14 protein-coding genes are annotated in these 13,267 nt (G+C 73.4%); 10 read left to right on the top strand and 4 right to left on the bottom strand.

Translation table 11 applies throughout. The annotated features are described in order from the left end of the window. The 3 genes from ACFVHK_RS03800 to ribH are packed head-to-tail and all read left to right on the top strand — an operon-like array spanning nucleotide 1 to nucleotide 2,470. Nucleotides 1-702, top strand: coding sequence for a riboflavin synthase (locus ACFVHK_RS03800; RefSeq protein ID WP_376927675.1), 702 nt, complete (start codon nucleotides 1-3; stop codon nucleotides 700-702). Further along, nucleotides 699-2,003, top strand: a complete 1,305-nt coding sequence (gene ribA, locus ACFVHK_RS03795) for a GTP cyclohydrolase II (protein ID WP_129235565.1) — start codon at nucleotides 699-701, stop codon at nucleotides 2,001-2,003. Before ACFVHK_RS03800 ends, ribA begins: the two co-directional genes overlap by 4 nt. Beyond that, the gene (gene ribH / locus ACFVHK_RS03790; protein ID WP_129235564.1) at nucleotides 2,000-2,470 is read left to right on the top strand and encodes a 6,7-dimethyl-8-ribityllumazine synthase; all 471 of its coding nucleotides are present in this window, start codon (nucleotides 2,000-2,002) and stop codon (nucleotides 2,468-2,470) included. The genes ribA and ribH overlap by 4 nt, the downstream gene beginning before the upstream one ends. Nucleotides 2,471-2,493: 23 nt before the next feature. Here ribH and ACFVHK_RS03785 read toward each other — a convergent pair whose 3' ends face one another. Continuing rightward, nucleotides 2,494-5,163, bottom strand: a complete 2,670-nt coding sequence (locus tag ACFVHK_RS03785) for an AMP-binding protein (protein ID WP_376927674.1) — start codon at nucleotides 5,161-5,163, stop codon at nucleotides 2,494-2,496. 263 nt (nucleotides 5,164-5,426) lie between these two features. Between ACFVHK_RS03785 and ACFVHK_RS03780 the strand changes: the two genes are divergently transcribed. Next, nucleotides 5,427-5,852, top strand: coding sequence for a hypothetical protein (locus ACFVHK_RS03780; RefSeq protein WP_376927673.1), 426 nt, complete (start codon nucleotides 5,427-5,429; stop codon nucleotides 5,850-5,852). 45 nt (nucleotides 5,853-5,897) lie between these two features. On the opposite strand, the gene ACFVHK_RS03775 is transcribed toward ACFVHK_RS03780, so the two are convergent. Next, nucleotides 5,898-6,248, bottom strand: coding sequence for a hypothetical protein (locus ACFVHK_RS03775; protein ID WP_376927672.1), 351 nt, complete (start codon nucleotides 6,246-6,248; stop codon nucleotides 5,898-5,900). A 98-nt stretch (nucleotides 6,249-6,346) separates the two neighbouring features. Here ACFVHK_RS03775 and ACFVHK_RS03770 point away from each other — a divergent pair, with 98 nt between their 5' ends. The 5 genes from ACFVHK_RS03770 (at nucleotide 6,347) to ACFVHK_RS03750 (ending at nucleotide 11,829) form a co-directional block, all read left to right on the top strand. Beyond that, a complete protein-coding gene (locus ACFVHK_RS03770; RefSeq protein ID WP_376927671.1) occupies nucleotides 6,347-7,267 on the top strand; it encodes a pseudouridine-5'-phosphate glycosidase in 921 nt (306 codons plus the stop codon). Further along, on the top strand, nucleotides 7,251-8,174 hold the full coding sequence (locus ACFVHK_RS03765) for a carbohydrate kinase family protein (RefSeq protein ID WP_376927670.1): 924 nt from the start codon (nucleotides 7,251-7,253) through the stop codon (nucleotides 8,172-8,174). The genes ACFVHK_RS03770 and ACFVHK_RS03765 overlap by 17 nt, the downstream gene beginning before the upstream one ends. 140 nt (nucleotides 8,175-8,314) lie before the next feature. Further along, a complete protein-coding gene (locus ACFVHK_RS03760; protein ID WP_376927669.1) occupies nucleotides 8,315-10,360 on the top strand; it encodes an ABC transporter ATP-binding protein in 2,046 nt (681 codons plus the stop codon). Nucleotides 10,361-10,508: 148 nt separating this feature from the next. Beyond that, nucleotides 10,509-11,309, top strand: a complete 801-nt coding sequence (locus tag ACFVHK_RS03755) for a hypothetical protein (RefSeq protein ID WP_376927668.1) — start codon at nucleotides 10,509-10,511, stop codon at nucleotides 11,307-11,309. A 49-nt stretch (nucleotides 11,310-11,358) separates the two neighbouring features. Further along, a complete protein-coding gene (locus ACFVHK_RS03750) occupies nucleotides 11,359-11,829 on the top strand; it encodes a 2'-5' RNA ligase family protein (protein ID WP_376927667.1) in 471 nt (156 codons plus the stop codon). A 16-nt stretch (nucleotides 11,830-11,845) separates the two neighbouring features. On the opposite strand, the gene ACFVHK_RS03745 is transcribed toward ACFVHK_RS03750, so the two are convergent. After that, the gene (locus ACFVHK_RS03745) at nucleotides 11,846-12,034 is read right to left on the bottom strand and encodes a hypothetical protein (RefSeq protein WP_376927666.1); all 189 of its coding nucleotides are present in this window, start codon (nucleotides 12,032-12,034) and stop codon (nucleotides 11,846-11,848) included. A gap of 66 nt (nucleotides 12,035-12,100) precedes the next feature. Then, nucleotides 12,101-12,487, bottom strand: coding sequence for a DUF1622 domain-containing protein (locus tag ACFVHK_RS03740; RefSeq protein ID WP_376927665.1), 387 nt, complete (start codon nucleotides 12,485-12,487; stop codon nucleotides 12,101-12,103). Nucleotides 12,488-12,688: 201 nt separating this feature from the next. On the opposite strand from ACFVHK_RS03740, the gene ACFVHK_RS03735 reads away from it, so the two are divergent. Beyond that, the gene (locus ACFVHK_RS03735) at nucleotides 12,689-13,204 is read left to right on the top strand and encodes a CHRD domain-containing protein (RefSeq protein ID WP_376927664.1); all 516 of its coding nucleotides are present in this window, start codon (nucleotides 12,689-12,691) and stop codon (nucleotides 13,202-13,204) included. Nucleotides 13,205-13,267: the final 63 nt, after the last annotated feature.

The following is a 13,267-nucleotide window of genomic DNA, read 5'->3' as shown; positions in this document are numbered from 1 at the left end:
ATGTTCACCGGAATCATCGAGGAGCTCGGCGAGGTCACCCGCGTCGAGCCGGCCGCCGACGTCATGCGCGTGACGGTCCGCGGGCCGAAGGTGGTCGAGGGCGTCCGCCACGGCGACTCGATCGCGGTCTCGGGCGTGTGCCTCACCGTCGTCGACGCATCCGACGAGACGTTCACCGCCGACGTGATGGCGCAGACGCTCGCGATGTCGACGCTCGACACCGTGGCGGCGGGTCGACGGGTCAACCTCGAGCGCGCGGCGCTCGTAGGCGATCGGCTCGGCGGCCACATCGTGCAGGGGCACGTCGACGGCACCGCCGAGGTGCTCCAGGTCGTCCCGGGCGACGCGTGGCGCGTGGTGCGCTTCTCCCTCCCCGCGAGCCTCGCCGCGCTCGTGGTCGACAAGGGGTCGATCGCCGTCGAGGGCGTCTCGCTCACCGTCAGCGGCCTCGGCGACGAGCCGGAGGGGTCGTGGTTCGAGGTCTCGCTCATCCCCGAGACCCTCACGGCGACGACGCTCGGATCGCTCGCACCGGGTGACCGGGTGAACCTCGAGACCGACGTGCTCGCCCGTCATGTCCAGCGGATGCTGCGCCTGGACGCCCACCACGCCCTGCCCTCCTCGCTCGCCGAGCCGGGCGGGGCGGGCCGGGAGGTCCGCGCGGACGACCCGGCGTCCTCGTCGATCGGAGGCGACCGATGAGCCTCGCCACGATCCCCGAGGTGCTCGACGCGCTCCGCGCCGGCAAGCCCGTCATCGTCGCCGATGACGAAGCGCGCGAGAACGAGGGCGACGCGATCATGGCAGCCGAGTTCGCGACCCGCGAGTGGATCGCCTGGATGGTCCGGAACACGAGCGGCTACCTCTGCGCGCCGATGCCGAACTCGTTCGCCGACCGGCTCGGCCTGCCGCTCATGGTCGAACGCAACGAGGACGCGCGCGGCACCGCGTACACCGTCTCGGTGGATGCGGCGGACCGCACTTCGACGGGCATCTCGGCATCCGACAGGGCCCACACCCTGCGCGTGCTCGCCGACCCCGATTCGACGCCCGACACGCTCATCCGCCCCGGGCACATCCTCCCGCTCCGCGCGGTGGACGGCGGCGTCCGCGAGCGTGCGGGCCACACCGAGGCCGCGGTCGACCTCATGCGCCTCGCCGGCCTCTCCCCCGTCGGCGTGATCGGCGAACTCGTCGAGGACGACGGCGAGATGATGCGCCTGCCCGGCCTGATCGAGTTGGGCGAGCGCGAGGGCCTGCCGGTGACGACGGTCGCCGCACTCGTCGACTGGCTCCGCGCACGCCACGGCGGGCAGGACCTCGCGGCCGGCGAGTCCCCCGCCTCGATCGACGAGTCGGCCCGGGTGCAGTTCGAGGTCGAGACGAACCTGCCGACCATGCACGGGATGTTCCGCGTGCGCGCGTACCGCGACCGCAACACGGGTGCCGACCACCTCGCGATCATCGCCGGCGACCCCGCGGCCGACCCCGCCGGAGCGATCACGCGCGTGCACTCCGAGTGCCTGACGGGCGAGGCGATCGGCTCGCTCAAGTGCGAGTGCGGCCCCCAGCTCGACGCGGCGCTGTCGACGATCGCCGACCGGGGCGGCGTGGTCGTGTACCTCCGCGGCCACGAGGGCCGCGGGATCGGGCTCATCAACAAGCTGCGCGCCTACCGGCTCCAGGAGGGCGGCCTCGACACGCTCGACGCCAACGTGGCGCTCGGCCTGCCGATCGACGCGCGCGACTACACGGCGGCGAGCGCGATCCTCGACGACCTCGGGATCGAGCGCGTGCGCCTGCTCACCAACAACCCCGAGAAGGTGCACCAGCTCGAGGCCCACGGCATCCGGATCGCCGACCGCCTCCCCCTCGTGGTGGGCGTCGGCGCGGTGAACGCCGGCTACCTCGAGACCAAGCGCACCCGCATGGGACACGCCATCGACGACCGGCAGCTGACCGATGCTGCCGCTGAGGAACTGCTGAAGGGACACGCATCATGAGCGGCACCGGATCACCCGAATTCGACGTGGACGGAGAGGGCCTCCGCGTCGTGATCGTCGCCGGGAGCTGGCACGACGAGATCACCGACGGGCTCATCGCGGGCGCGACGCGCACCCTCGAAGCGGCGGGCGCCGCGTTCGAGCTGGTGCGCGTACCGGGCAGCTTCGAGCTCCCGGTGGTGTCGAAGGCGGCGCTCGAGGCGGGGGCCGACGCCGTCGTGGCGCTCGGCGTCATCATCCGCGGCGGCACGCCGCACTTCGAGTACGTCTCGTCGGCCGCGACCGACGGCCTCACCCGCGTCGCACTCGACACGGGCAAGCCCGTCGGCTTCGGCGTGCTGACCCTCGACGACGAGCAGCAGGGCCTCGATCGGGCCGGCCTGCCCGGGTCGAAGGAGGACAAGGGCCGCGAGGCCGCGGAGGCCGCGATCGCGACGGCGAACACCCTCCGGGCGCTGCGCGGCTGAGCTCGGGGAACGGCGCCCGGCGATCAGCGTCCAGTGCGCGTGCGCCGCCGCGCGGCGACCAGCCACTTCGTCGCCCGGCCCCAGGCCCACCACGCGACGAGGCCGATCGCGAACGACGCGACGATCGCGAGGGGCGGCGACCACTCCTCGATTGGCGGGTACACCTGCCAATGGGTGAGGTAGACGAACAGCGAGGCGGATGCCACGGCGCCGAGCGCGCCCGTGATCACGACCGGAACCGGCAGGCTCGTCACCCAGATCAGCAGTGCGAGCCCGATGACGACGATCCCCTCGCGAACCGGATCGCCGAAGAAGCCCGGCACCGTCGCGAGCACGATCGCGCTCGCCACCACCCGGCGCGGCACGGACGTCGACCGGGCGACGAGCCAGCCGAGGGCGATGAGCCACGCGATGGCGGGCAGCGCGTAGCGCAGCGGAGACGAGGGGGTGATCCCGCCCGAGACCGCGTAGCGCACCGCGAGTGCGATGCCGAGCACTGTCAGCGCGAACGCGTACGGGAAGCGCCGCTCCAGCCTGGTGAGGCCGGGGACGGCGAAGACCGCGGCCAGCCCGACGATCGACCACACGAGCGCCTCGAGGAACCAGAACTGCCACTGCTCGCTCCAGCCGGTCGCACCCGGTACGAGCCAGTTCGAGAGCAGCACCGTGGCCGGATCGTACGTGCGGGCGATGAGTGCGACCCCGCCGATCCAGAGCACTGCGGGCACGGCGATGAGCGCCGCGCTGCGAAGCAGGCCGCGCACGCGTCGGCGGCGTTCGGTGCGTTCGCCGGCGATCGGCGCAGCGGGCGCAGCGAAGCGGAATCGGGCGAGGTTGAACCCCGCGACCGCGAGCAGCAGGTGCGCTCCGCCCTTGAGCTGCACGACGTCGGCGTGCGTCGCGACGATCAGCACGATCGCGAGCGCGCGAAGCACCACGGACGTCTCGAGCCGTGCGATGCGCCGGGGTCGGAGGGCCGTCACCCCTGCCCGTGCTGCCGCGCGAGCCGAAAGCGCATCGGACGGCGTCGTGTCGGGCCCGCCGGGTGCGGCGGCCGGCGGCGCGTCGGGCTCCGGCGCGACGAGCGAGCGGATGCTCCGGCTCGGCCAGTCGGCGGGAAGCACGCCGATCCGCTCCTCGAGGCGCAGCGCGAGCTCGACGTAGTTCAACGAGTCCCCGTCGAGCGACGCGAAGCTGTCGTCCTCGGTCGCATCGGGACGGCCGAGGAGCTCGGCGTAGACGTCGCGGAGCTCGGCGGCCGTCGCCGGGACGTCCAGGGCTTCGGGCGCGGCGGCATCCGTCGCCCGGAGCAGCGCCGCGTGCGCGCGGAGCGCGGCATGGTCGGGCTTGCCGTTGGCGGTGCGCGGGAACTCGGCGAGGGCGTGCACGTCGAAGGCGTGCGCCGGGAGCTGCGTGGCGCGCTCGACCTCGGCGCGCGCGGTCTCGATGAACCGGTCGTGGCGCACGAACACCGCGAGCCGCTCGTCGAGCGCGACCGTGCGCGCCTCGAGTCCGTCGGCGGCGAGCATCCGCTCGATCCGGTCGAGGTCGAGGCGCAGGCCGAAGCTCTTGACGAAGCGGCTGAGCCGCCCGGTGATCTCGACCAGGCCGTCCGCTCGGCGCCGGGCGAGGTCGCCCGTCCGCAGTTCGTCGAGTTCGGGGCCGCGAGCGAGATCGGCGGACGTCTCGGCGTACCCCATCATGACGTTCGGTCCGGTGTAGACGAGTTCGCCCTCGCCCGGCGCCGCGCCGTCGACGCGCTCGTCGATGCGGAACGACCCGCCCGGGATCGGCACGCCGATCGCACCGGCGGCCGCCTCGGCGAGGTCTGGCGGCAGGTAGGCCATGCGCGCGGTCGCCTCGGTCTGGCCGTACATGACGAAGAGGTCGAACCCGCGCTCGCGCCCGAGGCGGGCGAGCGCTCGGACCCGGTCGGGGGCGAGCCGGCCTCCGGCCTGCGTGACGTAGCGGAGGTCGGGCAGGTCGCGGCGCGCGAAGTCCGTGGTCTCGAGGAGGTCGTAGGTGTAGGGGACGCCGGCGAAGGAGGTCGCGCCGAGGGCCGCGAACTCGTCCCAGAAGGCCGGCTCGACGACGGACCGGTCGGTGAGCAGGAGGCTGGCGCCCGCGACGAGGTGGCTGTTGACGACCGAGAGCCCGTAGCAGTAGCCGAGCGGCAGCGTCGTCGCGGCACGGTCGCCGGGCGCGAGGTCGAGGTAGTCGGCGATGCTCCGCGCGTTCGCGGTCACGTTCGTGCGGGAGAGCCGGACGAGCTTGGGCGAACCGGTCGACCCCGACGTGCTCGCGAGCAGCGCGAGTCCGGGGTGGAACGCGTGCCGCGGGCCGGCGCGGAGGTCCGTCAGCTCGAACCCGCGTGCGTCGGCGCGGACCATCACGTCGGGCGCGTAGCGTGCGACGAGGGCGTCGAGCGCCGCACCCTCGACGCCCGTCGGCAGGAGCAGCACGGGATGGCCGGCTGCGAGTGCGGCGAGGTAGGTGACGACGGATTCGACGGTGTTGGCACCCGAGAGGAACACCAGGCGGCGCCCTCCGCCGAGCGCGCTGCGGCGGTCCTCGATCCGATCACGGAGCTCGCCGTAGTCCACTCGCGACGACGGCGTGACGAGGGCGGGGGCGGAGGGGTCGCCGCCGAGCAGGTCGAGCGCGGGCTCGGTCCTGGTCAGCAGCATGGTCATGGCACGTGTCCGGTTCGGGGGTCGCATCCGCCGGATCGACGGAAAGGTAAGGCTAACCTTACGCGACCGCTCCGAGTCGTCGAAATCGGCGACGGACCATGACGCGCCCGTGCGCGGCATCCGCCCTGTTCCGTGCGCGTGACGGTCGGCTCCTCCCCCTTCTCGGCGCGGAGGTCGCGGCGTAGCATTCGGCTCGAGAGGGTCGCCGGGTCCCAGCGCCGGCACCACCGACACCCGGCTCCTCGGAGACGGCGAGGTGCGGGATGAACACGACGATGGACATGATGAAGGGCGCCATGTCGGCGTCGGACATGCCCATGAAGGACATGGACATGTCGATGATGCAGGAGTGTATGGAGGCCCTCTCCGCGTGCATGCAGGCGTGCGTCATGTGCGCCGACGCCGATGCCGGCGAGGGCCTGGGCCGGTGCGGCGCGATGTGCGCGAACTGCGCCGACGTGTGCGACACGATGATGCGGATGATGCTCCGCACCACCGGGTACGACATGCAGGTCATGATGTCGATGATGGAGACCTGCATCACGATGTGCCGCGCGTGCTCTGCGGAGTGCATGATGCACGCCGACATGCACGAGCACTGCCGCATGTGCGCGATGGCCTGCGACCAGGCGGTCATGGCCATGGAGAAGATGATGGGCGCGATGAGGGAGATGATGCCGGCGAGCTGACGCGCGCATCACGTCGACGCGGCCCGAGCGGCCGCGTCGCGTGCGTCAGACGGCGGCGACGCTGTAGCGGTCGTCCCCGCGCGCCAGCACGCCGTACACGGGGTGCAGCGCGACCGGGTCGCCGACTGCGAGCCGCCCCGTGAGGGCGCCGTGGTTCCACACCCGGTGCGCGCCGCCCTCGAGGTCGACGAGCTCGACGAACCCGTCCGACGCCGTCGCGACGACGACCGCGTCGGTCCACCGGCTCGCGACGATGCGCGAGAGCCGGTCCTGCATCGGGTGCAGTCCGTGACCGGGCCGATCGGAGCCGCACGACTCGCCCTCGACGCAGCCGCGCATGCCCATCGCGAGGCCCGTGCGGGACTCGGCGGCGGCGTGCGGGTTCTGCGGCGACATGGCGTGCTCCTCGGTCGGTCGGTTCGTGCAGGCGACGATACGCCCGGGCATGACGGATGTCGCGGGTCGCCGTCACACGCGGACATACGATGAGGCGCATGCAGCCCGATCGCTCCCCCGCCCTGCGCATCGCCGACCGCGTGCGCGACGCCGTCGACGCCGGCCGACCGGTGCTCGCCCTCGAGTCGACGATCCTGACCCACGGGCTGCCGAGCCCGCGCAACCTCGAGGTGGGCCTCGCGACCGAGGCGCTGGTCCGGGAGGCCGGCGCGGAGCCGGCGACGATCGGCGTCGTCGGGGGCACCGCGATCGTCGGCCTCGACGACGCGGAGATCGAGCGCCTCTGCACCGCCGAGCACGTCGTCAAGGCGAGCACGCGCGACCTCCCGGTGGCCCGTTCCGCGGGGCTCGACGCGGGCACGACGGTCGCGGCGACGGCGTGGCTGGCGCACCGCGCCGGCATCCGGGTGTTCTCGACCGGTGGGCTGGGCGGCGTGCACCGCGGTGCGAGCGACACCTTCGACGAGTCGACCGACCTGCCGGCGCTCGCGACGACGCCCGTCGTGGTCGTCAGCGCGGGGGTGAAGTCGATCCTCGACGTCGCTGCGACGCTCGAGCGGCTCGAGACGCTCGGGATCACGGTGCTCGGCTACCGGACCGACCGCTTCCCCGGCTTCTACGTCGCCGATTCCGGGTTCCCGGTCCCGTCGCGCGTCGAGTCGGCCGCCGAGGCCGCGGCCGTCGCACGCGCCCGCGACGAGCTCGGCCTCGCCTCGGCGGTGCTCGTCGCCAACCCGGTGGCCGAGTTCGACCAGCTCGATCCCGACGTCCACACCCGGGTCCTCGCGGAGGCGCTCGCCGCGGCGGATGCCGCGGGCGTGACCGGGCACGACACGACGCCGTTCCTGCTCGACTTCGTCCAGCGCGCGACCGGCGGCCGCAGCCTCGAGGCCAACCTCGCGGTGTACCGCGGCAACGCCCGGCTCGGAGCGGAGATCGCGCGTGAGCTCGCCGGCTGAGGCCCGCCGCGGCGCCGGGTCCGGGGCTCGCGAGCCGCAGCTCCTGGTCGTCGTCGGCGACCTGCTCGAGGACATCGTCGTCTGGGCGACCGAGCCGATCCGGGCCGCGACCGACTCGGCGGCGCGGGTGTTCCGGTCGCGCGGCGGCAGCGCCGCGAACGTCGCGGCGCACGCCGCATCCGGCACGCCGACGCGCTTCATCGGCCGGGTCGGCGACGACGGCGCCGGCGCCGCGCTCGTGTCGGTGCTCGCCGAGGCCGGTGTCGACGTGCGCGTCCAGCGCGAGGGACGCACGGGAGCGGTCGTCCTGGTCGTCGCCCCCGACGGCGAGCGCACGATGTTCCCCGACCGCGCGGCGGCGGCCGAACTCTCCGACGTCGAGCCGGGTTGGCTCGACGGCGTCGCCTGGCTGCACGTTCCGAGCTACGGCTTCGAGCACGAGTCGATGCGCGACGAGGTCCAGCGCCTGATCGCGCTCGCACGGGGGCGTGGCGCGCGCGTGTCGATCGACGCGTCGTCCACGGGGCTGCTCGAGGGGCTCGGCGTGCAGCGCGTGCTCGGCTGGTTCGCCGAGCTCCGCCCGGACGTGCTGTTCGCCAACGAGACCGAGGCCGAGCTGCTGGGCGTCGCGGCGGGCGGCGAGGTCGCGGCATCCGTCGCGCACCGGGTCGTGGTCAAGCACGGACCGCACCCCACCGAGGTGTTCGACGCCGGGGTGCCCGTCGCGCGCGTCCCCGTCCCGCCAGTCGATGCCGTGCGCGACCTCACCGGCGCCGGTGACGCGTTCGCGGCGGGCTACGTCACGGCGGCGATCGCCGGAGCGGATGCCGCGGCGGCGTGCGTCGCGGGGCATGCGCTCGCGGCATCCGTCATCGCGTCGCCGGGCGGCGACGTCGCGCACGACTGACGGCCCGCCGGGCACGGCCGGGCTGTCCACAGGCGGCGCCGGCCGGAGCCGGAGCTCCCAGCCGGGCGACGTATGCTGCAATGCGGCCCGCGATCCCCCGACGGCGGACGCCACCGACGCGCGCCGCGAAGGAAGACCTCATGAGCGACACCGAGACCACACCCGGCACCCGTTCGGCGGCGCGCGCCGCCGAACGCGCGGCCGCCCGCGCGGCCCGGACGGGGAGCATCCCCCTCATCGGCCGACGCGACGCGACCGGCGGCCGGCCGGGGCGAGGAGGCGGCGCCGACGCCGCGGCCGACGGACCCTCGCGGCCGGTGCGCCGCATCCCGTTCGGCCGTCGCGGCGAGACCCCGGCCGGCCCGCGCGCGACCTTCCGCCAGCTCCTCCCGTTCATCTTCGAGCACCGGCCGGTGCTCATCGTCGTCGCCGTGCTCTCCGTCATCGGCGCGATCGCGAGCCTCGCGCAGCCGCTGCTCGTGGGTCGCGTCATCACCATCGTCGAGGCCGACGATCCGCTCGACGGCATCGTCTGGGCCCTCGTCGCACTCGTCGTCGTGAGCGCGGTCATCACGGGCTACCAGCACTACCTGCTGCAGCGCACCGGCGAGGGCGTCGTGCTCTCGAGCCGTCGGCGCCTCATCGCGAAGATCCTCCACCTGCCGATCGCCGAGTTCGACACGCGCCGGACCGGCGACCTCGTCTCGCGGGTCGGCAGCGACACGACCATGCTGCGCGCCGTGCTGACCCAGGGGCTCGTCGAGGCCGTCGGCGGTGCCGTCACGTTCGTCGGCGCGATCATCGCGATGCTCGTCATCGACCCGGTCCTCCTCGGCCTCACGGTCCTCGTCATCACGGTCGCGATCACGACCGTGACCCTGCTCTCCACCCGGGTGCGCGAAGCGTCGCACGCCGCCCAGGCGAAGGTCGGCGACGTGGCGGCATCCGTCGAGCGGGCGATCACCTCGGTCCGCACGATCCGCGCCGCCGGCGCGACCGAGCGCGAGGTGCGCGACGTCGAGATCGAGGCCGAGGGCGCATGGGAGATGGGCGTCAAGGTCGCGCGGGTCTCGGCGCTCATCGTGCCCATCGCGGGCATCGCCATGCAGGTGTCGTTCCTCGTCGTGCTCGGCGTCGGCGGATTCCGGGTCGCGTCGGGCGCGATCACGATCGCCGACCTCGTCGCCTTCATCCTGTTCCTGTTCATGATGATCCTGCCCCTCGGGCAGGCCTTCGGCGCGATCACGTCGGTCAACCAGGCGCTCGGCGCACTCGGTCGCATCCAGGAGATCCTCGACCTCCCCGACGAGGACGCCCACGACCGGCAGCTCGCCGCGCGAGCCGTCATGGTCGGTCCGGCCAACGAGGGCCTGTTGCCGGATGCCGCGGCCGTCGAGTTCGACGACGTGCACTTCGCGTACGCGGTCACCCGTCCGTCCGACCCGGCCGACCCGGGCAACGAGTCGCCCGACGAGCACCTGCCCGAACCCGACGTGACCGAGCGCCAGCCGGTGCTGCGAGGGGTCTCCTTCAGCGTTCCGCGCGGGCGGCGCATCGCGCTCGTCGGGCCGTCGGGGGCGGGCAAGTCCACGATCCTCGCGCTCATCGAGCGCTTCTACGACCCGAGCGTCGGCACCGTGCGCCTCGGCGGACTCGACCTCCGCTCGCTCGACCGCTCCGAGCTCCGCGCCCAGATCGGCTACGTCGAGCAGGACGCACCGGTCCTCGCGGGCACCCTGCGCGACAACCTGAAGCTCGGCAGCCCCGACGCCACCGACGCCGAGTGCGAGCACGTGCTCCAGGCCGTGAACCTGGGCACGGTGCTCGAGCGCGACCCGGCCGGCCTCGACGCGCAGGTCGGCGAGAACGGCATCATGCTCTCCGGCGGTGAACGCCAGCGCCTCGCGATCGCGCGAGCGCTCCTCGCCGCGCCGCCGATCCTGCTGCTCGACGAGTCGACGTCCTCGCTCGACGGGGTGAACGAGCGGATGATGCGCGAGGCGATCGACGCGGTCGCCGCCGGGCGCACGCTCATCGTCATCGCGCATCGACTCTCCACGGTCGTGGACTCCGACCGCATCGTGGTCGTCGAAGCGGGCCGGGTCATCGGCGAGGGCACGCACCACGAACTCGTCGAGACCGTGCCGCTCTACCGCGAGCTCGCCGAGCACCAGCTGCTGGTCTGAGCAGGGGAATCCCACACCCTCGGATTCAGGGTCACCCCCCACCCCGCCCCGGTGCCTGCGCGGATGCCGCGGGCCCCGGCGCGTCCGTACCGTGTCCTCATCGCGTTTCCGGCGCGCACGCGCCACCCACCCGGAGGACAGGACCATCATGACCTTGCTCGACGCTCCCAGGACCGCCGCCCGCGGCGCGACGACCGTGCGCGACCTCGCCGCGCTCCTCGCGACCCCCGCCACCGTCGAGGACGAGGCCCCGGCCTCGCCCGAGCCCACGTTCGACGCACTCCGCTCGCGCCTCCAGTCCTGGTTGCGCGAGTGGGACACCCAGCGCCTGCCCGCCTTCGAGCAGGCGCGCTCGGTCGCCCCGGCCGGCGAGCGCCCGACCTCGCTCCGCGCCGCGCCGACGCGGACCGACGGCGCGGTGCGCATCACCGCGAGCCTCTACGACCCGCCGAGCCGCGGCGGGGATCCGCTCGCGTGGACCCGCAACTGGGTCACCGCGGTCGTGCTGCCGACGGCGCCGGCGGACGGCCGCGTGTTCTACCGCTTCCGCGTCGGCAGTCGCCTCGTGCTCGACGGTCGCGCCGAGACCGCGCTCGTCTCGACGAGCGTGCACGTCGGAGTCGTCGCCGATGCGGCCACCGGCAGCCCGTTCGACGTGCCGGGCTTCGCGACCCCGGCACTGCGCCCGCTCGTCGGCGTCACGGCGCGCGAGGACGTCGACGCACACGCCGAGCAGGACATCGAGGGCTCGATCGCCGTGCGTGCGGGCGAGTCGCCCGTCATCGGCATCGTCGTCGGCACGGACATCGTGTTCCGCGACGGCTGGATGCGCGTGCACGAGGGATCCGGGCTCTGGGTCGGCGCCGCCGACCGCGGCCCGACGGGGTCGGTCGAGGTGCGGTTCGCGCCCGACGCGCTGCTCGACCTGTTCGGCGACACCGGCATCTGACGCCGGCATCCGACACCCGCGGGCGTCCCGTGCGGCGTAGCCTCGCCGCATGGGACGCTACGCCGTGGTGCTGCCGATCGACCCGCTCGAGGTCGGCGGCAGCTTCCCGGTCTCGTCGTGGCCGCTGCACGTCACGGTCGTCGAGCCCTTCGAGACCGATCACGGCACGGCATGGGTCTCCGACCTGATCGGACCGGTGCTGCACGGTCGGCGTTCGATCCGGGCGACCGCCTTCGATCGTGCGATGTTCGGTCGACGCCGCGACGTCCCGGTGACGCTGGTCCGCGACGACGGCCCGCTCGGAGCGATGCGCACGCGACTCCTCGATGCGCTCCGCGACGCCGACGTCGACGTCGCACGCGCCCGTCCGGACTACCGACCGCACGTGACCGACACCGCGCACGGCTCGGTGCCGCCCGGCCGCTCGATCCGATTCGCCCAAGTCGCGCTGGTCGACCTTCGCCCACCCGAGGGTCGCGCGATGCGTTCCGTCGCGGCGGTCTGGTCACTCGACGGCTGACGGCTCGGACGGCAGGTCAGTACGGTCCGCCGTGACTCCACTCCCGGACTTCAGGATCATCTCGCCCACGCTGCGCGTCGGCGTCATCCCACAGATCCGGTCCTTCGGTTCCTGCCGATCGGTCGCGACGGATGCGCGATGCAAGCACGAATCCGAGGACGATCAGGGCGGCGAGGATCCCGATCGCGATCCACATCCACTCCATGGCCGCACGCTACTCCGGCATGCAGGGCTGAGCAACGTGGGACTGGACGGCTGGTTCGGGCGTCGATCAGTCGGCGGCCGTCGCCGCTCGGACCGCATCGTCGTCCACCGCGCCGGCCCGCGCCTTCTGCCACGGCCAGCGGCCGGATATCTCGACCTCGAGCGACCAGCTGAGGAAGGTCCTGATGACGACGATGAGGGCGAGCACGCCGACCGACTCGAGCGTCGGCTCGACCGCGACCGTCCGGATGATGTCCGCGGCGACCAGGAGCTCGAGGCCGATGAGGATGCCGCGGCCGAGCACGCGACGGAACCGCGTGTAGACGGGGCCGAGGTTCCGGATGCGACGGATCGCGGCATCCGCCATCGCGTAGAGCACGCCGACGACGATCGCGACCACGCCGAGGAGGTCGATGACCTCGCCCGCCCTCGTGATGACCGGTCCGAATTCCATGTGCCTCCCCTGCCGCACACGGTAGACCCGAAGGCGAAGGAGCGGAGGGATGCGTCGCGCGTGGCGCGCACGCGGGTGCGACCGGGCGGAGGGGGCACGGGTGGTGCCGACCTGGACTGGGGGTTCCGGCGCTCGCTCGGCGCGAGGAGAATGCCCTCGTCGGCCGACACCGGAGTCGGCGACGTTCGAGACAGGAGTCCGATGATGCGAACCTCCCGGATCCTCGCCGCGGCCGCCCTGGCCGTCGCGGCCGCACTGAGCCCGGGCATCGCCCAGGCGTCCCCGTCGACCTGGACCGCCCCGCTCTCCGCGGCACAGGAGGCCCCGGCCAACGACTCGCTCGCGCGAGGCCAAGCGGTCTTCATGCTGTCGGCCGACGGCACCGAACTCGACTACCGCCTCATCGTGGCGAACCTGGACAACCCGGTCGCGTCCCACATCCACCTCGCCCCCGCCGGCCAGAACGGCCAGGTCGTCGCCTTCCTGTTCGGGCCGGCGGCACCGGGTGGAGGACGCACGAGCGGCGTGATCGCCACGGGAACGATCACGGCGGCGGACCTCATCGGTCCGCTGGCGGGCGCGTCGCTCGCCGACCTCGTCGATGCGATCGAGTCGGGCGGCGCATACGTCAACGTCCACACGAACGACGGCGTCGCACCGGTCACGGGCGAGCCGGGTGACATCCCGAGCGGCGAGATCCGCGGCCAGATCGGCTGACGCGCCGAAGAAGGCGGCGACGGATGCCGCGGGCGTGACGCGCCTTCCCGTGCACGTCGCGCC

Origin of the sequence: Agromyces binzhouensis (assembly GCF_042672355.1) — a bacterium.
Classification (GTDB): Bacteria; Actinomycetota; Actinomycetes; order Actinomycetales; family Microbacteriaceae; genus Agromyces; species Agromyces binzhouensis.
Note: the sequence above shows the minus strand (reverse complement) of the source record. Positions and strands in the feature narration are given on the sequence as shown.